Genomic DNA, 18,879 nt, shown 5'->3' with positions numbered 1-18,879 from the left:
GCGAGAGCGCCTACAGCTGGCAGATGCAGCCGGATGTGCAGCAGCTGCGGGCCGAGGGTCGGGCGCCCTCCTTCGGGGCGTGGTGCATGATCCTGATCTGCCGCCTGTCGATCGAGCGACACCGGTCGACCGACGACTGGACGCCGGAGCGGTCCGACGCGGTGCATAGCCGCCTCGACCCGCGGCTGGACGCCCATGGTGAACCGCCGCCGCCGTTCGCGGAATGCTGGATCCGCGCCCAGGCCGACACGCACCAGCACTTCGCGCGCAAGGGCGCGACCCAGGCGAAGCGCGCAGATGCAACCGCATGGCTCGACGCTCTTAGGGCGCTCTGGCGGCGATATGTTCCTGAGGAAGGCCGGACCTATGCGTGACGCCGATTCCCTGATCCTGCTCGCCGATTTGTGTGAGCACGCATATTCCGAACAGCTGTTCGACCGGGAGGAGCTTTTCGGCATCTTCCGTGCCGCTCGTCCGCGTGCATCATTCGATAGCGGCCGGGATAGCGACGCGGCACGCACTGGCTTCCTCAGCCTGTGGGAAGCGGGAGCAACGCTAGACGCGGCTATGCGCATCGCGCCGCCGGGCTGCATGTATCGCAGCGGCCACGATGGCACAGGCCCAGACCCCAGCCGCTTCTTCTGCGAAGCCATCACCGCCGCCCCCGAGTGCCGCCGGGTCCGCGTCGTCGCTGACACCGAAGCCCTTGCACGTGTGGCTGCATTCCTGCGCGCTCATATTCCGATGGAGGGAAGGGGATAATGGGACTGGCTCTGGCCGACCTGCCCGACTGGCCTGCGGGCATGAACCGCGAAACGGCTCTGGCCTATACCGGCATCGGCGAGGCGCAGCTGCGCGAATGGGAGAAGACCGGCAAGGTCAACTTTCGGCCGCGCGGCCCGAAGGGCGCCATGCTCGCGCTTCGGTCTGATCTCGATACGGCCCTGGCCGACCTCTTCAACTCCGATCTCGCTGAGGATCTCGGCTTTGCCTAATGTACGCCTGCCTTCCTATGTCCAGATTCACCGCCGCGCCGATGGCGGGAAGGCCTATTATTGGGTCCGGCCCAAGTGGGCATCGCCGCCGACCGAGCGCCACGGGAAGACCTGCCCTGTCTCGTCATCGCCGCTGGGGACCGACGTCGCGAAGGCCATCACGCACGCCGAGGCGCTGAACAAGGCGTTCAAGGAATGGCGGGAGGGCGCGCTGTCGAAGGTCGTTCCCGGCTCGGTCGCATGGCTGTTCGGCTGGTACCGGAAGATGGAGCGGTTCACCGCCCTCCGTCACAACACGCGCGCCGGCTATCAAATGTGCATGAACCAGATCGAAGATATTGCGATGAAGTCGGGGACGTTCGGCCAGCGCAAGGCGAGCGCGATCGACGCGACCGCCGCCGACACGCTCTATAAAAAGCTGCGCGAGAAGCACGGTGAGCGTCAGGGCTCCTATGCGATGCAGGTCTGTCGCCTCGTCTGGAACCAGGCGGCGCGCCATGGGAAGGCCACGGGCGTGAAAGAGAACCCGTTCGCGGGCATGGGCATCAAGTCCAGCAGCGGAGCGGGCCGGGGCAACCGCGCAGCGACGCGCGCCGAGTATGACGCTTATCGCGCCGCCGCGCGCGAGATGGGCAAGCAGAGCATGGCGACCGCCGCCGCGATCTGCTTCGAAGCGTGCCAGCGCGTCTATGATGCCTTCGGGTTTGAGGACCCTGACGGCCGGGTCAGCCGAGGCGTCCGGTGGGGCGGATATGTCCCCGGCGAGCGCATCGGCCTTATCCAGTCGAAGACCGGCAACGTGGTCGACATTCCGCTGGTCGATACGATCGACGGCGAGCGGCTCGACCTATACCCCGAGCTCGAGGCCGAAATCCGCCGGATCGACCGCCGTGATGCCGCCGACCTGATTATCCTCGATGAGCGCACCGGGCAGGCCTACACCAAGGATTACATGAATAAGCTCCACCGGCGCATCCGCGATAAAGCGGGGCTGCCCGGCGACTTGAAGTTCACCAGCTTTCGCCACGGCGGCATCACGGAGATCGGCGACAGCGGCACCGACGACGTGCGCGCAGTCTCCGGCCATACGACGCTGGAGGTCACGCGCATTTACAACAAGGCGAACCAAGAGAAGGCGAAGCGGATCGCTGCACGCCGCCGCGAGCATATCACGATCGTGACCGCTGGCGCCGCCGCAAGCATTGAAGGAGAGGACTGATCATGCCGCAGCGGATTCAGCTATCGCGCAAGAAGGGCTGGCGGATGCCAGCGAACGCGGTCAGCGTTGCCCGGCCGGGACCTTTCGGCAATCCGTACCCTGTCACCGATGATCGATCCGCAGACCGGGCGGTTTCGGCGTTCGTTGCCCACTTGGCGAATAGTCCTAGCCTTCAGGAGATGGTCGCGAAAAGGTTGCCCGGCAAGGATCTGGCGTGCTGGTGCGCGATCGGCCAGCCATGCCACGCAGACATTTTGCTGGCCGCTGCCAATCCCGGCTTTGAGCCACAGGCGTTCGACACCGCCGATTCGGAAGTGCCGTTCTAGCCAGCGGAACAGACCGCGAATGTCATAACGCTTGTCATAATGTGTGTAATAATGCCGCCGGTTGCGAGCTGGTCGCTCAAGCAAGAAATGGCGGAAAACCTACAGCGCCGGTGGCTCCCTGAGTAGGATTCGAACCTACGGCCGCTCGATTAACAGTCGAGAGCTCTACCGCTGAGCTATCAGGGAATGTTCCGGCGCTGTGGAGGGGTCCTATAAAGGGCCAGGAAAAACCCGCAACCCCTTTTTTGACGCTTTTGCGTAAGTCGCCCCGCCAAAGCTGTGGATAAATGCGGGTCGGGCCTTTGTTGGCTTCCATTCCTCCCCTGCAAGGGGAGGTGGCAGGCCGAAGGCCTGACGGAGGGGTGTCCCGCTCTCGATAGGGGTGACACCCCTCCACCATCCTCCGGATGGTCCCCCTCCCCTTGCAGGGGAGGAATAAGAGGTTATGCGGTGGCCTCCGTTAGGAGACGAACTGCTCCATCGTGATGCGGTCGTCGAGCGCATGTTCGGGATCGAACATCAGCGTCAGCTCGCGCGAACGGTCCATGCAGATATCCACCTGCGCCACGTCGCGGACCTCGCGCTGGTCTGCCACGGCCGAAACCGGTCGCTTGCCGGGGTCGAGGACCTTGATCGAGATGCGGGCCTTGTCGGGCAGGATCGCGCCACGCCAGCGCCGGGGGCGGAACGGGCTGATTGGGGTCAGCGCGATCAGCGCCGAGCCGAGCGGCAGGATGGGGCCCTGCGCCGAAAAATTATAGGCGGTAGATCCGGCCGGCGTGGCGGCCAGGATGCCGTCGCAGGCCAGCTCGGGCAGGACGATGCGTTCGTTGACCATCACCTCCAGCTTGGCGGTCTGCCGGGTTTCACGAAGGAGAGAAACTTCGTTGATCGCGGGCATGGTATGGACGCGGCCATCGATGCCGGTGGCGGTCATCTTCAGAGGGGTGACGCGGAACGGCTTGGCGCGGGCCAGCCGATCCTCCAGCCCATAGCCGCGCCATTCGTTCATCAGGAAGCCGACCGTGCCCAGGTTCATGCCGAACACCGGCACGGCCCCGCGCCGCCGCTCCAGCATGCGGTGCAGCGTCTGGAGCATGAAGCCGTCACCGCCCAGCGCGATGACATAATCCGCCTCGTCGAAATCGACCCAGTCGGCGCTTTGCAGCAGGTCTGCGGCGGCCGTCTGGGCGGGCGCGGTGGGCGAGGCGACGAGCGCCCGCCGGACGGGAAGGGTCATCCGCCGGTCACGCTCATATGGCGCGACACGGCCGGGGCCGATCCCGCCTCGATACGGAAATCATGCCGGGCGGGCTTGGCCGCCAGCCCCAGATCGATCGCCGTATCCAGCGCCTCGATGCCCCCGTTCCGCAGCGCGGCCTTCAAATCCACCTGATCCTCATGACCCAGGCACATATACAGCTTGCCCTCGGTCGTCAGCCTCACGCGGTTGCAGCCATCGCAAAAATTCGCGGTGAGGGGGGAGATCAGGCCGAGCCGCGTCTCGCTGCCCTCCACCTGCCAGTAACGGGCGGGGCCGCCCGTGCGATGCCCGGCCCGGACCAGCGGGAATTCCGCCGCCAGGCGATCGAACACGGCGGTCAGCGGCAGGAACCGGTCGACCCGGTCCTCATCGATCGCACCCAGCGGCATCGTCTCGATAAGGGACAGGTCCAATCGCTCCGAAACGCACCACGATAGCATCGAAGCAATCTCGTCTTCGTTCATCCCCTTGAGCGCGACCATGTTGATCTTGATCGCAAGTCCCGCGTCGCGCGCGGAGAGGATGCCATGGATCACCTGACCGACATCGCCGTGCCGGGTGATATAGCGAAAGCGTTCGGGATCTCGGCTGTCCAGGCTGACATTGATACGCTTCACGCCCGCATCGACCAGCGCGCCCGCATGGTCGGCCAGCCGGGTGCCGTTGGTGGTCATGGTCAGCTCGTCCAAGCCATGGCCGACATAGCCACCCAGCCGCTTGACCAGATCGACGACATCGCGGCGGACCAGCGGTTCGCCCCCCGACAGGCGGATACGGGTCACGCCGCGGGCGATGAACCGCTCGGCGATGATCGCGATCTCGTCCAGGCTGAGCAGCTTGGCACGCGGCAGGAAGGTCATCTGCTCGGCCATGCAATAGCGGCAGCGCAGATCGCAGCGGTCGGTGACGGAGATACGCAGGTAGCGGATCGTGCGGCCATGGCGGTCGACCAGCGACCCGTCGGCCGGGCGCCGATCCGTCACAGCGACGGCATCCGCATTATCGGACGAATTATTGGCACGTCCCATCGTCATGACGGTAGCCCCAAGGCGGGACGCGAACAAGATCGATTGCCGTTGGTGATCCCAGTGGCGGTGGATAGGGTGCGCCCATGACGCAGGATGAATTCGGTTTTAACGCCCACCGCAGGGGAACGGCGATCTTCGCGCTTTCGTTCCGCCATCCTGCGTTGCTGGACGAAGCGATCATCCGTGGCGGCTGGGCGATCTGGTCGATGGCGCCGCGCGACGGCGAGCATCCGCCCGGCGACATGCTGGTCAGCGCCTTCCTGGCCAGCGAGGCGCGCGTCGCGCTGATCGATGCGCGGGGCGAGGGCGATGCTGGACTTCGTGCCGCGCAGGCACTGGGTGCGGTGATCGCGGCGACGGGGGCGGCCATGCTGGTTTCGGTGCCCGATTCGGGCCCCGATACGCTCGATGCGTTCCTTGCGGCGGGGGCCACGCATATCCTGGCGCCCGATGCGGGCGAACCCATGGTCCATGCCGCCTTGCGGCTCGCCGAGCGTCATGCCCGCCGGACTCTCGACGTGCGTCGACGCCGCACCCATGCGGACGGCGAGGTGGGCGAAATCCATCGCTGGGTCGCCGATACGCTGGATCGGGGCGATCCCTGCGTCGCGATCGTCGTGTCGCTGTCGCGGCTGGACCTGATCAACGCCGCACATGGCCGACCGGCGGGCAATATGCTGCTGCGCGGGGTCGAGGCGCGAATGCAGGCGGTCGCGGCCGAGGCGTTCGGCGACCGGGCGATCGTCGCGCGGTCGGGCGGTGCGGAATTCGTCATGGCGGGCGTCGCCGATGGCCGACAGGCGCGGACCATTGCCGAAACGCTGGAGACGCTGCTCGCTCAGCCCGTACAGGCGGGCGCGGTGCCGATCCGTCTGGGCGTCCGGCTCGGTCTGTCCGAGGCGCGCGCCCATGAGGATCCCGCCAGCCTGCTCGCCCGTGCGGGGGAGGCGCTGGCCCAGGCGCAGGCGAGCGACGGCGCCATGCTGCGCTTCGCCCATCCCGGCGATGTGGCGCCGTTGGACGTCCTGGCGGCCGACCTCCACCACGCCATCGAGCGCGGCGAGATCGATATCGTCTTCCAGCCGCAGGTCGCCATTCGCACCGGGCGGATCACGGGGGTCGAGGCGCTGGCGCGCTGGCGGCATCCGACCCTGGGGCCGCTGGGCGCCGATCCGCTGTTTGCTGCTGCCGAGCGCGCCGATCTGGGCCTGGCGCTGTCCGACCATATCCAGCAGGTCGCCCTGCAACGCGCGGCGCGCTGGCCCGCGCGGCTGTCGCATCTGCGCCTGTCGATCAACGTGACCGCCGCCGATATCGGGCGGGCCGGTTTCGCCCGCATCTTCCTCGACCGCGTGGCGGCCAGCGGCTTTCCGATCGAGCGGCTGACCGTCGAGATCACCGAGACGGGCCTGATCCGCGAACTGGACCGCGCCGCGCAGGTGCTCGACACGCTGCGGGCGGAAGGCGTGCGGGTGGCGATCGACGATTTCGGCACCGGCTATTCCAGCCTGGCCTATCTCACCAGCCTGCCCATCGACTATCTGAAGATCGACCGTGCACTGGTGACCGAGGTCGATGGAACGCGGCGCGACCGGGTGGTCGTGCGCGGGATCATCCGTATCGCGGCGCAACTCGGCATGGGGATCATTGCCGAGGGGGTGGAGACCGAAGGGCAGGCCCAGTTGCTTGGACGACTGGGCTGCGACACCTATCAGGGTTTCCTGTGCGCCGCGCCGCTGGACGAAAAGGCGTTGCAGGCGATGGTTGAGGGAGAAATGGAATGCGCGGCCTGACGATCGCGGCGGCCTTTGCGCTGTCGCCCATGGCGGTTCATGCCGCCGCCCCAGTCGCCGATCCGACCGAAGCCGCGATCCGGTCGGTGATGCTGGAGAGTGCGCAAGGATGGAATGGCGGCGATCTCGACCGCTTCATGGCCATCTATGCACCCGATGCGGTGTTTGTCGGCAGCAAGGGGCTGATCCAGGGAAAGCCCGCTATCGCCGACAGTTATCGCAAGAGTTTCGCTGGTGGTGGGAATAGTCGCGGCCAGCTTCGCTTCGACTTTCTCCATCTGAAGCGGATCGGCGATCGCCGTATCCTCTTCGCCCGATGGAACCTGTCGGGCGGCGCGAAGGCCGAGAGCGGGATGACCACCCTGGTCTTCGAACGCCGCGCCGATGGCTGGAAAATCGTCTCCGATCATAGCAGCTGATCCTCATTCCTCCCCAAGCTATGCGTGGGGAGGGGGAGGGCTCACCCCGCCGCCTTTGCCAATCCCTTCGACAATTGCAGCGCGCCGTGCAGCCGCGCCTTGGCGTCCGGCCAGGCGCGGTTGAGCACCAGCTTGCCGTCCGGGCGCAGCTTGGCCAGTTCGCCCAGCCGCTCGACATAGGCGAACAGCCCGTCGACATTGGGCGGGCGGTTGTCGTGGAACGCGACCAGCACACCGCGCGGGCCGACATCCATCTTGGCGATGCACGCCGTCTTGGCGTTGAGCTTGATCTTGATGACCTGGATGAGGTTGTCGGTCGCCTCGGGCAAAGGCCCGAAACGGTCGATCATCTCGGCGGCGAATTCCTCGACTTCCCGGTTCTTTTCCAGATCATTCAGGCGACGATACAGCCCCATCCGCAGGTCGAGATCGGGGACGTAATCGTCGGGGATCAGGATCGGTGCGTCGACGGTGATCTGGGGCGAGAAGTCGCGCTTCTTCTCGAACGCGCCGCCCGCCTTGGCCTCCAGGATCGCCTCTTCCAGCATCGACTGGTAGAGTTCGTAGCCGACCTCCTTGATATGTCCCGACTGTTCGTCGCCGAGCAGATTGCCCGCGCCGCGAATATCCAGGTCATGGCTGGCCAGCTGGAAGCCCGCGCCCAGTGAATCGAGGTCGGACAGCACCTTCAGGCGCTTCTCCGCCGCTTCGGTCATCATCCGCTCTGGCGGCGTGACCATATAGGCATAGGCGCGCGTCTTCGACCGGCCGACGCGGCCGCGCAACTGATAGAGCTGGGCCAGGCCGAAGCGGTCGGCGCGGTTGACGATCATCGTGTTGGCGGACGGAATGTCGATGCCGCTCTCGATGATGGTGGTCGAGACCAGCACTTCGAACTTGCGGTCGTAGAAGGCGGACATGCGCTCCTCGACCTCGGTCGCCGACATCTGGCCGTGGGCGACGACATAGCGGACCTCCGGCACCTCCTTGCGTAGATATTCCTCGATATCCGGCAAGTCGGCGACGCGCGGGGTGACGAGGAAGCTCTGTCCGCCGCGATAATGTTCGCGCAGCAAGGCCTCGCGCAGCACGACCGGATCCCAGGGCATGACATAGGTGCGCACCGCCAGGCGATCGACCGGCGGCGTCTGAATGACCGACAGCTCACGCAGGCCCGACATCGCCATTTGCAGCGTGCGCGGGATCGGCGTCGCCGTCAGCGTCAGCATATGGACGTCGGCCTTCAGCGCCTTCAGCCGTTCCTTGTGGGTGACGCCGAACCGCTGTTCCTCATCGACGATGACGAGGCCCAGCCGCTTGAACTCGACATTCTTGGCGAGCAGCGCGTGGGTGCCGACGACGATATCGATATCGCCGCTCGCCGCGCCGTCCTTGGTCCGCTTGGCCTCGGTGGCGGTGACGAGGCGGGAGAGGCGGCCGATCTTGATCGGGAAGCCCTCGAAACGGGCGACGAAATTATTGTAATGCTGGCGGGCGAGCAGCGTGGTGGGGCAGACGATCGCCACCTGCATTCCCGCCATCGCCGCGACAAAGGCGGCGCGCAGCGCCACCTCGGTCTTGCCGAAGCCGACATCGCCGACGATCAGCCGGTCCATCGGCTTGCCGGCCGTCAGGTCGCCCAGCACATCGTCGATGGCGCGGTCCTGATCGTCGGTCTCCTCGTAAGGGAAACGGTCGACAAAGGCCGGATAGCCCGCGCTGTCGGGCTCGGCCACCTCGCCGGGGCGCAGCGCGCGTTCGGCGGCCACCGCGATCAGTTCACCCGCGATTTCGCGGATGCGCTCCTTCATCCGGGCCTTGCGCCGCTGCCACGCCTCGCCGCCCAGCCGGTCGAGCGTCGCGCCGTCCTCGCCCGAGCCGTAGCGGGTCAGGACTTCGAGATTCTCGACCGGCACGTAGAGCTTGTCGCCGCCCGCATAGGAGAGCGCGACGCAGTCATGCGGGCTCTTGCCCACGGGGATCGAGGTCAGCCCCTCATAACGGCCGATACCGTGGTCGGAGTGCACGACCAGGTCGCCGGGCGAGAGCGTCGCCAGTTCGGCCAGGAAGGCGTCAGCCGACTTGCGCCGCTTTTGCCGCCGGATCAGCCGGTCGCCCAGCATGTCCTGTTCGGTGAGCACCGCGATGCCCGGTGCGGTGAAACCATGGTCGAGCGGCAGGACGACCAGAGCGACGCCGAAGCTCTTGGAGGTATCGGCGATGCCCAGCGCTTCCTGCCAGGTTTCGGCCGCCTTGGCGCCCTTCAGCCCGTGATCCTTCAGCAGGCTCCCGAGCCGCTCGCGCGCGCCGATCGAATAGCTGGCGAGGACGGGCTTGCGGCCTTCTTTGCGGAGCGCCTCGACATGATCGACCACCGCCTCATAGATATTGGCGTGGGCGGCGCGTTCGGGCGCGAAATCGCGCGCGCCGTCGACTTCAAAATCCAGGACGGTGGCGCTTTGCGGCTCATGGAAGGGCGAGACGAGATGCGCGGTCGCGGTCTCCAGCGCTTCGCCCCATTCCTCGTCCGTCAGGTACAGCGCCTTGGCGGGCAGGGGGCGGAAGCTGCCCGGCTGCGCGGCCTCGGCGCGTTTGCGGTTCTCATAATAGTCCGCCACCGCCTCGAATCGCGCGGTCGCTGCCGCGGTTACGCCGCTGTCGCGCACCACCACCGCAGCCTCGCCGAGATGGTCGAACAGCGTCGACAGCTTCTCCTCGAACAGCGGCAGCCAATGCTCCATGCCCGCCATACGCCGCCCCTCGGACACCGCCTGATACAGCGGGTCGCCGGTCGCGGTCGCGCCGAAGGTTTCGCGATAGCGGGTGCGGAAGCGTTTGATCGACTCCTCGTCGAGCAGCGCCTCGGAGGCGGGGAGCAGGGTGAAGCCCTCGACCCGGCCCGTCGTCCGCTGGTCGGCGGGGTCGAAGGTGCGAACGCTCTCGATCTCGTCGCCGAAGAAATCGAGCCGCAACGCCTGTTCCTCGCCGCTGGGGAACAGATCGACCAGGCCGCCGCGCACCGCGAACTCGCCCTGGTCGTGCACCGTCTCGGTACGGACATAGCCGTTCGCCTGGAGCAGCGCGGACAGCTTCTCCAGCCCGATCCGCTCGCCCGGCGCGAGGCGCGCGACCAGCTGGCGGATGCGGAACGGGGTCAGCACACGCTGGGTCGCGGCATTGGCCGTGGTCAGGACCAGCTGCGGCGTCTTGGGCTTGGTTTGGAGCCGGTGGAGTCCCGCGATCCGCTCCGCCATGACGCGCAAGGTGGGCGAGGCGCGATCATAAGGCAGGCAGTCCCAGGCGGGGATCTGCAGGATTTCCAGCTCGGGCGCGAAATAGGTCGCGGTCGAGGCCAGTTCGCGCATCTGCGCTTCGTCGGCACAGATGAATACCGCGCGCGTGGTCGCGGCTCGTGCCAGATCGGCGAGCAGCACCGGCAGGAACCCCGCCGGAACGCCCGACAGGGTCAGCGGGCTCTTGGCGGTCAGGATCGTCTTGATATCGGGCATGGGGTTCCGAAGCTGGGGTCGTCGGGCAGGTGAACGGCTGAACTTGAATAAGTTACCGGGCGATCGGCACGAAATTCAGCGCGCGCATCCGCTGCATCACCGGGCCGTCCCATTGCGGCGGGCAGGGCTGCGTCCCGATCGCCCAGGCCATGATATCGACATCCTGCTCCTCCAGCAGCGCCTCGAACCAGTCGAGTTCCTCAAGGCTCAACGTCTCGTGATGCGCGTCGAAAAAGCCGCCGATCATCAGGTCGGCTTCCTTGGTGCCGCGATGCCATGCGCGGAAGCGGAGGCGCTTGATACGGGTTTCGTGGTCCATGGGGTTCCGATCCAACGAGATTAACGCCCACATGCTCTGGCGGCGTGCGGGGGCTTGAGGCTATACGCACCCATCTAGTCATGCGTCCCGATATCCTCAATCCGCTGTTCGCCGAGGTCACGTCGCTGAAAGGCGTCGGGCCCGGCCTTGCCAAGCCGCTCGAACGCCTGCGCATCGCGCGCGTGGTCGATGTCGCCTTTCATCTGCCGACCGGCCATATCGACCGCTTTCCGCGTGACGAACTGATGATGTCGGATGCGGGGAGGGTGATCGCCATCGCGCTGACCGTGAAGGAGCATCGCGCTTCGTCCTCACCGCGCGGGCCGACGCGCGTGCGGGCAGAGGATGCGGCGGGCAACAGCGTCGCGCTGGTCTATTTCGGTGGCAATTCGGGTTGGGTGAAGAAGCTGCTGCCGATCGGCGAGACGAAGGTCGTGTCGGGTCGCCTCGACCTCTATGGCCAGGATTTGCAGATCGTCCATCCCGATCTGGGCGACAGCGCGGAAGGCTTCCGCGAGCGCGAGGCCATTTATCCCTTGTCGGAAGGAATCACCTCGCGGCGGCTGGGGGCGCTGGCGGCGCAGGCGGTGGAACGGTCGCCCGAACTGCCCGAATGGATCGAGTCGGGCCTGAAGGCGCAGCGCGGCTGGCCCGACTGGAAGGATGCGCTGGCCCGCATCCATGCCGATCCGGCGGACGCGAAGGCACGCGAGCGGCTGGGCTATGACGAAGTGTTCGCCAACCAGCTGGCGATGACGCTGGTCCGCGCCGATACCCGCAAGCGGCGAGGGAGGGCCTTGAACGGCGACGGGCGCTTGAGGGACATGCTCAAGCTGCCCTACACGCTGACCGGCGCGCAGAGCCGGACGGTGCGCGAGATCGAGGGTGATCTGGCGCAGGACGCGCCGATGCTGCGCCTGCTCCAGGGTGACGTGGGGGCGGGCAAGACGCTGGTGGCGGCGATGGCGATGCTGATCGCGGTGGAGGCGGGGGCCCAGGCGGCGATGCTTGCGCCGACCGAAATCCTGGCGCGCCAGCATTATGAGACGCTGCGCAAGACGCTCGCCGGGCTGCCGCTCGAGATCGCGGTGCTGACCGGCCGCGACAAGGGCAAGGCGCGGGAGGCCACGCTGATGGCGCTGGCAGCGGGCGAGATCGACATATTGGTCGGCACCCATGCGATCTTTCAGGAGACCGTGACCTATCGCGACCTGGCGTTGGTCGTGGTGGACGAACAGCATCGCTTCGGCGTGGCGCAGCGGATGATGCTGTCCGCCAAGGGCAAGGCCCCGCCGCACCTGCTGGCGATGACCGCGACGCCGATCCCGCGCACCCTGACGCTCGCCAATTACGGCGAGATGGATGTCAGCCGGTTGGACGAGATGCCGCCGGGGCGCCAGCCCATCGAGACGCGCGTGGTGTCGGAGGACCGGCTTGACGAAGTGGTCAACGCGCTCGGTCGGCATCTGTCGGACGGGGGGCAGGCTTACTGGGTCTGTCCGCTGGTCGAGGAGAGCGAAAAGTCCGACCTCGCCGCCGCCGAAATGCGCGCCGAGACCCTGCGCGCGCGGTTCGGCGAACGGGTCGGCCTGGTTCACGGCAAGATGAAGCCTGCCGAGAAAGACGCGGTGATGGAGGCTTTTGCGGGCGGACGGCTGGGCGTGCTGGTCGCGACGACGGTGATCGAGGTGGGGGTCGACGTGCCTAACGCCACGCTGATCGTGATCGAGCATGCCGACCGCTTCGGCCTGGCGCAGTTGCATCAGTTGCGCGGGCGCGTCGGGCGGGGCGGGGGGCTGTCGCGGTGTCTGCTCCTGCGGGGCTCGCATTTGTCGGAAACGTCGCGGGCGCGGCTTGCCCTGATGCGCGAGACGAATGACGGGTTCCGTATCGCCGAAGAGGATCTGCGGTTGCGCGGGGCCGGCGAACTGCTCGGCACGCGGCAATCGGGGGAGATGGCGTTCCGGCTCGCGACGCCGGAGAATATGGCCGACCTGATGCAGTGCGCGCAGGACGACGCACGGTTGCTGATCGATCGTGACGGTGGGCTGGAGGCACCGCGCGGGCAGGCGGCGCGGACGGCCCTCTATCTGTTCGAGCGGGATGCAGGCGTCGCGCTCTTGCGTTCGGGCTGAACGAAGCGGCGTTCGCGGCGTTAGGCGCGGATGGCTGCTGTCTTTCCGCTCATCCTCGTCCTGATCGCCGGTCTCGGTCTGGCGATCCAGCCGCCGACCAATGCGGCACTCGCCAAGGCGTCGGGGTCGGTGGTGCTGGCGGCGCTGACCTCGTTCCTGATCGGGACGATCGTCCTGGCGGTCGCCTGGGCGGCAATGGACCGGACGAGTCCGACGGCGCTCAAGGGCGCGCCGGGCTGGGCGTGGTTGGGCGGCTTTTACGGCGCCGGGTTCGTGGCCGTGCTGGCCTATGCCGCGCCGCGATTGGGGATTTCCGTGGCGTTGACGGCGGCGATCGCCAGCCAGCTGGTGGCGGCGCTGATCGTCGACCATTTCGGGCTGTTCGGGGTGCGGGTCGAGCCGGTGACGATCGGGAAGGTCGTGGGGGTGGCGCTGGTGATTGCGGGCGCGGTCGTGGTGAAGCGGGGGTGAGGCGCGGCTCGTACCCCGGCGAAGGCCGGGGGCCAGTTGCTTTGCGGCTGATTGGTCGGCGAAGATGCCTCCCACGCACCGCTATCCCGCTTCGTCGACTTGGCAGAAACTGGGCTCCGGCCTTCGCCGGGGAACAGCCCTTATGAAGAGGAAGTAGCCCTCAACCCCGTTCAGCCTGAGCCCTTCGGCTGGCTGGCAAGCCAGCCGCTCAGGATAAACTTCGGCACATAGCGCCGAAGTCGAAGGCCACGGGAATTACCCCGCCGTCAGCAACCCGTGGTTCTTCTTGCCCGACGAAACCTTCACCGGCTCGCCCTGAACGGCGATGACGGCATTCTCGTCCGCCACCTTCTCGCCGTCGACGCGCGCGCCGCCGCCCGCGATCAGCCGCCGTGCCTCGCCCTTGGACTTGGCAAAGCCCAGCCCGATCAGCGCGTCGACGATGGAAACCGACCCGCCCTCGACCGCAAAGCTTGGCAACGCCGCACCCGCCGCACCTTCCTCGAAAGTCCGCCGCGCCGTCTCGGCCGCTTCGTCCGCCGCCGCGCGGCCACGGCACATGGCGGTGGCTTCGTTGGCGAGGATCTTCTTGGCCTCGTTGATCTCCGCGCCTTCCAGTGCCTCCAGCCGCGCGATCTCGTCCAGCGGCAGGTCGGTGAACAGGCGCAGGAAACGGCCGACGTCACGATCGTCGGTGTTGCGCCAGAACTGCCAGTAATCGAAATGCGGCAGCTGGTCCTCGTGCAGCCAGACCGCACCCGCCATCGTCTTGCCCATCTTGCCGCCGTCCGCCGTGGTGATCAGCGGGGTGGTCACGCCGAACACTTCCGTCCCGTCCATGCGGCGGGCTAGCTCGATGCCGTTGACGATATTGCCCCACTGGTCCGATCCGCCCATCTGCAACCGGCAGCCATGACGCTGCGCCAGTTCGCGGAAGTCATAGGCCTGGAGGATCATGTAGTTGAATTCGAGGAAGCTGAGCGACTGTTCGCGGTCGAGGCGCAGCTTCACCGAATCGAAGGACAGCATCCTGTTGACCGAGAAATGCTGACCCACTTCGCGCAGGAACGGGATATATTCCAGCTTGTCGAGCCAGTCGGCATTGTCGACCATCACCGCATCGGTCGGGCCGTCACCGAAGGTCAGGAAGCGTTCGAAGATGCGCTTGATCGAGGCGACATTGGCCTTGATCCCGTCCTCGCCGAGCAGCTTGCGCGCCTCGTCCTTGAAGCTGGGGTCGCCGATCTTGCCGGTGCCGCCGCCCATCAGGACGATCGGCTTGTGGCCGGTCTGCTGCATCCGGCGAAGGAGCATGATCTGCACCAGGCTGCCGACATGCAGCGAGGGCGCAGTCGGGTCGAAGCCGATATAGCCCGGCACCACGCCGCCTGCGGCCAGACGGTCCAGTGCGGCGCCGTCGGTCATCTGGTGGACGTAACCCCGTTCATCCAGGGTGCGAAGCAGATCGGAAGTGTATGCCATGATGACTGGCCGTTACACCGCCGATCCGCGTTCGTCACCCCAAAGGCATCAGGGGGTCAGCGACAGACGGTACGTCCGTTACGCTCGACATAGTTGCAGGGGCGATAACCCGAGCCGCGGCCGGTATAGTTGGTATAGTCGCCCTGCGAGCGTGGATCGACATAGCCGGGGGTGCGGCGCGCCCGGTCATATTCGCGCGCGACGCGGGCTTCGCGGCGAGCGCGCCAGTCGTTGCTACGCCAGCCCCGGTCGTCACGCCAGCCGCGCCGTTCGCCCCGCCAGTCGCGGCGATCCTCGCGCCAGTCGCGACGATCGCGCCGGTCCCGGTCATAGCGGGGCCCATCGTCACCGCGCCAGGATTGCGCTTCGGCACTCGCCACCGGCAGGACCGTCGTCGCCGCGACGCCCGTCACGGACAGGCCGATCGCCGCCAGAACATGGAACATCTTCTTCATACGCCAACTCCCAAGGGCAACGGCCCCGTGTTCGTTTTCAACCTATGACAGGTCGTGGCGTTCCGAATCCTGAACCACCCGTTAGGCAGCGTTCATAAAGCAGGCATGGGTCATGGCCTGGGCAGCTGGCTGAGCGGATCGACGGGGGTGCGGCCCCGGCGCAGCTCGAAATGCAGTTCGGGCCGGTCGGCAAAACCCGTTTGTCCGGACAGCGCCAGCGTCTGGCCACGCTTCACGCTCTGGCCGCGCTGGACTATCAGCTTCGAGGCATGGCCATAGACGCTGGTCCAGCCGTCGCCATGCTTGACGATGACCAGCCCGCCCAGCGCCGCGATCCCGTCACCGACATAGGCGACCACGCCGTCCGCCGTCGCCTTGATCGGCGTGCCCACCGGCGCCGCGATCTTGATGCCGTCGTTGCGCTCGCCGCTGGAGCCCGCGCCGAACCGCTTCACGACGCGGCCGTCGACCGGCCAGGCAAAGCCCGAGCGCAGCCGCGCGGGGGCCGCGACCACGGCGGTCGGGGGCAGGACGCGGCGCGGCGTCGCGCTGGGCTTGGCCGGTTCCTGGTTGCTGGCGAGCGCGGGCTCGCCGCCGGTCAGGATGTCGTCCACGTCGAGCTTGAAGGCGGCGGCGCGCTCGGCGGCGCTGCTGAGCGGCGTGGCGCCGGGAGCCGTGCCGGGGATTAGGATCCGCTGTCCGGCGCGCAGGACATAGGGTTCGCTGAGCGCATTGGCATCGACGATCCGCGACCATGAAACGCCATAGGCCCGAGCGATGGCGATGCCGCTCTCGCCCGAGCGGACCAGGTGATAGCGGCCGCCGGGAATGGTCAGGCGCTGGCCCGCGCGGATCATGAAGGGCGGGGTCAGCCCGTTGGCACGCGCGATGACTTCCGAACCGGCCCCTGCGCGATCCGCCACGGCGCGCAGCGTGTCGCCGGGCTTCACGACATAGACGCTCTCCGCGATTTCGCGCGCGTCGGGCGCGACGGGGCGCACTTCCCAGGAAGGGCGCGGGGCGGGCAGCGAGGATACGGGCGCGGTCGGTGTCGAAACGGGAACCGACCGCTGGGCGACCGGCGCCGCAACCGGCGGGCGCTGGGCAGGGCGCGCAGTGGTGACGGGCACCGAGCGACGGATGGTCGGCCGCGTCGAACTTGGCCGGGAGACAGGGTTGACGGGGGCAGGCCGCGTCACCGGGCTGGCCTGTGGCGGCGCGGTGACGACTGGAGCAGGAGGTGCGACCGGTTCGGCGGCGCGCATGGGAGGCTCCATATTGGGAATGCAGCCCGATACGAGCAGCCCCAGCCCCAAGATCCGCCCGATGGCAACCGATGTCCGACCCAACCCCACGTCCCCCAGAAAGCCGTTTCGTGATCCGCTTAGCGATAGGCTTCGTTAAGCATAACGAATGAGGGGTCATGCGTCAGGTCGAGTTGCAAAGGCGTTACCGCGATGTGATCGGCGGCGATGGCGTCGAGATCGCTGTCCACGCCCGGCCGATGCGGCAGGCGGCCCAGCGCCAGCCAGTAATAGTCATATCCGCGCGGATCGGCCCGCTTCTCGAACCGTGCCCGGCCATAGTCGCGCAGGCCCTGGCGCGCGATACGGATGCCCTTGACCGCGTCCGGCGCGACCGGCGGGAAGTTGACGTTGATCAGCGTGCGGGCTGCGAAGTCCAGGTCGAGCAACGGGCGCAGCACCCGCTCCCCCCAGGCTTCGGCGGTGGCGAAGGAGACCTGGTCGCCGACCCCTTGCGTCGGATAACGCTGGCTGAGCGCGATCGAGCGGATGCCCGCCATCGCCCCTTCCATCGCGGCCGATACCGTACCCGAATAGAAGACATCCTCGCCCAGATTGGCACCGCGATTGACGCCCGACAGGATCAGGTCGGGCTTGGCGTCCTTCATCACCTCGCCCAGCGCCATCAGCACCGAGTCGGTCGGCGTGCCCGTCACCGCAAAGCGCCGCTCACCAAATTGCCGCAGCCGCATCGGCCGGGTCAGGGTCAGCGAACGGCTGGTCCCCGACTGATCCTCGGCGGGCGCCACGATCCAGACATCGTCCGACAGCGTCGCCGCGATCCGCTCCAGGGCGGCTAGCCCCGGCGCATGATAGCCATCGTCATTGGTGAGCAGGATGCGCATCAGCGCGGCTCCAGCACCGCTTGCCCGCCCAGATAGGGGCGCAGGACCTCGGGCACGACGACCGAGCCGTCGGCCTGCTGGTAATTCTCGATGACGGCGACCAGCGTACGGCCGACCGCCAGCCCCGAGCCGTTGAGCGTATGGACGAAGCGGGTGCCCTTGCCTTCGGTGGGGCGATAGCGTGCCATCATCCGCCGCGCCTGGAAATCGGTGCAGGTCGAACAGGACGAAATCTCGCGATAGCGCGCCTGTCCGGGCAACCAGACCTCCAGATCATAGGTGCGCGCCGCCGAGAAGCCCATGTCGCCGGTGCACAACAGCATCCGGCGATAGGGCAGGCCCAGCGCCTCCAGCACGCCCTCGGCACAGGCGGTCATCCGCTCATGCTCGGCATCCGACTGGTCGGGGGTGGTGATCGACACCATCTCGACCTTGTCGAACTGGTGCTGGCGGATCAGGCCGCGCGTGTCGCGCCCGGCCGCACCCGCTTCCGAACGGAAACAGGGGGTCAGCGCGGTGAAGCGCAGCGGCAGTTCCGCCTCGCTCAGGATCGCCTCGCGCACGATGTTGGTCAGCGAGACTTCCGCCGTCGGGATCAGCCAGCGGCCATCGGTGGTGCGGAACAGGTCCTCGGCGAATTTGGGCAACTGGCCGGTCCCGAAGGCGGCCTCGTCGCGGACCAGCAACGGCGGCTGGACCAGCTCGAAGCCGTTTTCCTCGGTCATCCGGTCGAGCATGAACTGGCCGAGTGCGCGCGACAGCCGCGCCATGGGGCCGCGCAGCAGCGTGAAGCGCGCGCCCGACAGCGCCACGCCGGTCTCGAAATCCATGCCCAGCGCAGGCGCGATCGCGTCATGCTCGCGCGCTTCGAAGGCGAAGGTCGCGGGGCTCCCTTTCTGATGGACGAGCGCATTGTCATTCTCGTCCGCTCCTTCCGGCACATCGGCGGCGGGCAGGTTGGGAATGGCGGCGAGCGCGGTGTTCAGCTCGGCCTCGACGCTGCGCTCCTGCTCCTCCAGCTCCGGGAGCTTGGCCTTCAGCGCGGCGACCTCGTCCATCAAGGCTTGGGCGCGCGCCTCGTCCTTGGCCGCCTTGGCCTGGCCGATCTGCTTGGACAGGTCGTTGCGGCGGGTCTGCGCGTCTTGCGCCTCGGCGATGACGGCGCGGCGGCGCTCGTCGATCGCGATCAGCGTATCGGCCTGGGGTTCCGCACCCCGCTTGGCGAGGGCGGCGTCGAAGGCGGCGGGGTCGTCCCGGATCAGGCGAATGTCGTGCATGGGGCGGAGGCTATGGCGTTCGCTCCGCCGTCACGCAA

General features: G+C 67.2%; 19 protein-coding genes and 1 tRNA gene. 9 read left to right on the top strand and 11 right to left on the bottom strand.

The window, feature by feature from the left end; all coding sequences use genetic code 11:
• From GGQ89_RS17130 to GGQ89_RS17120, 3 genes are all read left to right on the top strand, one after another.
• Positions 1–374, top strand: a 374-nt coding sequence (locus tag GGQ89_RS17130; protein WP_221239003.1) for a hypothetical protein, incomplete at its 5' end; no start/stop codon positions are given.
• Positions 367–762: a hypothetical protein gene (locus tag GGQ89_RS17125; RefSeq protein WP_184106565.1), complete on the top strand. Its 396-nt coding sequence runs from the start codon at positions 367–369 to the stop codon at positions 760–762. The genes GGQ89_RS17130 and GGQ89_RS17125, both read left to right, overlap by 8 nt.
• The gene (locus GGQ89_RS17120) at positions 762–995 is read left to right on the top strand and encodes a hypothetical protein (RefSeq protein WP_056437757.1); all 234 of its coding nucleotides are present in this window, start codon (positions 762–764) and stop codon (positions 993–995) included. Before GGQ89_RS17125 ends, GGQ89_RS17120 begins: the two co-directional genes overlap by 1 nt.
• A 57-nt stretch (positions 996–1,052) precedes the next feature.
• Here the strand turns inward: GGQ89_RS17120 and GGQ89_RS17115 are convergent, their stop codons facing one another.
• Positions 1,053–1,274 (bottom strand): hypothetical protein, encoded by a 222-nt coding sequence (locus GGQ89_RS17115; protein ID WP_184106564.1) that lies wholly within the window; start codon positions 1,272–1,274, stop codon positions 1,053–1,055.
• Positions 1,275–1,314: 40 nt separating this feature from the next.
• Between GGQ89_RS17115 and GGQ89_RS17110 the strand changes: the two genes are divergently transcribed.
• Positions 1,315–2,214, top strand: a complete 900-nt coding sequence (locus GGQ89_RS17110) for a site-specific integrase (protein ID WP_184106563.1) — start codon at positions 1,315–1,317, stop codon at positions 2,212–2,214.
• A 2-nt stretch (positions 2,215–2,216) separates the two neighbouring features.
• Positions 2,217–2,540, top strand: coding sequence for a DUF4326 domain-containing protein (locus GGQ89_RS17105; protein WP_184106562.1), 324 nt, complete (start codon positions 2,217–2,219; stop codon positions 2,538–2,540).
• Positions 2,541–2,651: 111 nt separating this feature from the next.
• On the opposite strand, the gene GGQ89_RS17100 is transcribed toward GGQ89_RS17105, so the two are convergent.
• From GGQ89_RS17100 to moaA, 3 genes are all read right to left on the bottom strand, one after another.
• Positions 2,652–2,726: transfer RNA gene (locus GGQ89_RS17100), tRNA-Asn, on the bottom strand.
• 274 nt (positions 2,727–3,000) lie between these two features.
• Positions 3,001–3,780, bottom strand: coding sequence for an NAD kinase (locus GGQ89_RS17095; protein ID WP_056437748.1), 780 nt, complete (start codon positions 3,778–3,780; stop codon positions 3,001–3,003).
• Complete coding sequence (gene moaA / locus GGQ89_RS17090; RefSeq protein ID WP_380773062.1) at positions 3,777–4,832, bottom strand: GTP 3',8-cyclase MoaA; 1,056 nt, start codon at positions 4,830–4,832, stop codon at positions 3,777–3,779. Before moaA ends, GGQ89_RS17095 begins: the two co-directional genes overlap by 4 nt.
• A gap of 83 nt (positions 4,833–4,915) precedes the next feature.
• Between moaA and GGQ89_RS17085 the strand changes: the two genes are divergently transcribed.
• On the top strand, positions 4,916–6,625 hold the full coding sequence (locus tag GGQ89_RS17085) for a putative bifunctional diguanylate cyclase/phosphodiesterase (RefSeq protein ID WP_184106561.1): 1,710 nt from the start codon (positions 4,916–4,918) through the stop codon (positions 6,623–6,625).
• Positions 6,613–7,044: a YybH family protein gene (locus GGQ89_RS17080; protein WP_184106560.1), complete on the top strand. Its 432-nt coding sequence runs from the start codon at positions 6,613–6,615 to the stop codon at positions 7,042–7,044. Before GGQ89_RS17085 ends, GGQ89_RS17080 begins: the two co-directional genes overlap by 13 nt.
• 41 nt (positions 7,045–7,085) lie before the next feature.
• On the opposite strand, the gene mfd is transcribed toward GGQ89_RS17080, so the two are convergent.
• Entirely contained in the window at positions 7,086–10,553 is a 3,468-nt protein-coding gene (gene mfd, locus GGQ89_RS17075) for a transcription-repair coupling factor (protein ID WP_184106559.1), read from the bottom strand.
• A gap of 52 nt (positions 10,554–10,605) precedes the next feature.
• Entirely contained in the window at positions 10,606–10,872 is a 267-nt protein-coding gene (locus GGQ89_RS17070; RefSeq protein ID WP_007404480.1) for an FAD assembly factor SdhE, read from the bottom strand.
• A gap of 80 nt (positions 10,873–10,952) precedes the next feature.
• Here GGQ89_RS17070 and recG point away from each other — a divergent pair, with 80 nt between their 5' ends.
• Entirely contained in the window at positions 10,953–13,007 is a 2,055-nt protein-coding gene (recG, locus tag GGQ89_RS17065) for an ATP-dependent DNA helicase RecG (RefSeq protein ID WP_184106558.1), read from the top strand.
• A 30-nt stretch (positions 13,008–13,037) separates the two neighbouring features.
• Entirely contained in the window at positions 13,038–13,478 is a 441-nt protein-coding gene (locus tag GGQ89_RS17060) for a DMT family transporter (RefSeq protein ID WP_076716600.1), read from the top strand.
• A gap of 255 nt (positions 13,479–13,733) precedes the next feature.
• Here GGQ89_RS17060 and tyrS read toward each other — a convergent pair whose 3' ends face one another.
• From tyrS to serS, 5 genes are all read right to left on the bottom strand, one after another.
• A complete protein-coding gene (gene tyrS / locus GGQ89_RS17055) occupies positions 13,734–14,960 on the bottom strand; it encodes a tyrosine--tRNA ligase (RefSeq protein WP_221239002.1) in 1,227 nt (408 codons plus the stop codon).
• Between the two features lie 56 nt (positions 14,961–15,016).
• Positions 15,017–15,415: a hypothetical protein gene (locus tag GGQ89_RS17050; RefSeq protein ID WP_076716597.1), complete on the bottom strand. Its 399-nt coding sequence runs from the start codon at positions 15,413–15,415 to the stop codon at positions 15,017–15,019.
• A 110-nt stretch (positions 15,416–15,525) separates the two neighbouring features.
• Positions 15,526–16,680: a peptidoglycan DD-metalloendopeptidase family protein gene (locus tag GGQ89_RS17045; protein WP_240456326.1), complete on the bottom strand. Its 1,155-nt coding sequence runs from the start codon at positions 16,678–16,680 to the stop codon at positions 15,526–15,528.
• A gap of 119 nt (positions 16,681–16,799) precedes the next feature.
• Positions 16,800–17,564, bottom strand: coding sequence for a 5'/3'-nucleotidase SurE (surE, locus tag GGQ89_RS17040; RefSeq protein WP_184106557.1), 765 nt, complete (start codon positions 17,562–17,564; stop codon positions 16,800–16,802).
• On the bottom strand, positions 17,564–18,841 hold the full coding sequence (gene serS / locus GGQ89_RS17035) for a serine--tRNA ligase (protein WP_184106556.1): 1,278 nt from the start codon (positions 18,839–18,841) through the stop codon (positions 17,564–17,566). The genes surE and serS overlap by 1 nt, the downstream gene beginning before the upstream one ends.
• Between the last annotated feature and the right edge of the window lie 38 nt (positions 18,842–18,879).

Origin of the sequence: Sphingomonas yabuuchiae (assembly GCF_014199595.1) — a bacterium.
In the GTDB taxonomy this organism is placed as follows: domain Bacteria; phylum Pseudomonadota; class Alphaproteobacteria; order Sphingomonadales; family Sphingomonadaceae; genus Sphingomonas; species Sphingomonas yabuuchiae.
Note: the sequence above shows the minus strand (reverse complement) of the source record. Positions and strands in the feature narration are given on the sequence as shown.

Bases quoted from the DNA above. Each gene is read 5' to 3' on its own strand.
- tyrS (WP_221239002.1), bottom strand. From the start codon at position 14,960: ATGGCATACACTTCCGATCTGCTTCGCACCCTGGATGAACGGGGTTAC.
- surE (WP_184106557.1), bottom strand. From the start codon at position 17,564: ATGCGCATCCTGCTCACCAATGACGATGGCTATCATGCGCCGGGGCTA.
- GGQ89_RS17085 (WP_184106561.1), top strand. From the start codon at position 4,916: ATGACGCAGGATGAATTCGGTTTTAACGCCCACCGCAGGGGAACGGCG.
- mfd (WP_184106559.1), bottom strand. From the start codon at position 10,553: ATGCCCGATATCAAGACGATCCTGACCGCCAAGAGCCCGCTGACCCTG.
- GGQ89_RS17120 (WP_056437757.1), top strand. From the start codon at position 762: ATGGGACTGGCTCTGGCCGACCTGCCCGACTGGCCTGCGGGCATGAAC.
- recG (WP_184106558.1), top strand. From the start codon at position 10,953: ATGCGTCCCGATATCCTCAATCCGCTGTTCGCCGAGGTCACGTCGCTG.
- GGQ89_RS17080 (WP_184106560.1), top strand. From the start codon at position 6,613: ATGCGCGGCCTGACGATCGCGGCGGCCTTTGCGCTGTCGCCCATGGCG.
- serS (WP_184106556.1), bottom strand. From the start codon at position 18,841: ATGCACGACATTCGCCTGATCCGGGACGACCCCGCCGCCTTCGACGCC.
- GGQ89_RS17050 (WP_076716597.1), bottom strand. From the start codon at position 15,415: ATGAAGAAGATGTTCCATGTTCTGGCGGCGATCGGCCTGTCCGTGACG.
- GGQ89_RS17125 (WP_184106565.1), top strand. From the start codon at position 367: ATGCGTGACGCCGATTCCCTGATCCTGCTCGCCGATTTGTGTGAGCAC.
- GGQ89_RS17110 (WP_184106563.1), top strand. From the start codon at position 1,315: ATGAACCAGATCGAAGATATTGCGATGAAGTCGGGGACGTTCGGCCAG.
- moaA (WP_380773062.1), bottom strand. From the start codon at position 4,832: ATGGGACGTGCCAATAATTCGTCCGATAATGCGGATGCCGTCGCTGTG.
- GGQ89_RS17070 (WP_007404480.1), bottom strand. From the start codon at position 10,872: ATGGACCACGAAACCCGTATCAAGCGCCTCCGCTTCCGCGCATGGCAT.
- GGQ89_RS17095 (WP_056437748.1), bottom strand. From the start codon at position 3,780: ATGACCCTTCCCGTCCGGCGGGCGCTCGTCGCCTCGCCCACCGCGCCC.
- GGQ89_RS17105 (WP_184106562.1), top strand. From the start codon at position 2,217: ATGCCGCAGCGGATTCAGCTATCGCGCAAGAAGGGCTGGCGGATGCCA.
- GGQ89_RS17045 (WP_240456326.1), bottom strand. From the start codon at position 16,680: ATGCGCGCCGCCGAACCGGTCGCACCTCCTGCTCCAGTCGTCACCGCG.
- GGQ89_RS17060 (WP_076716600.1), top strand. From the start codon at position 13,038: ATGGCTGCTGTCTTTCCGCTCATCCTCGTCCTGATCGCCGGTCTCGGT.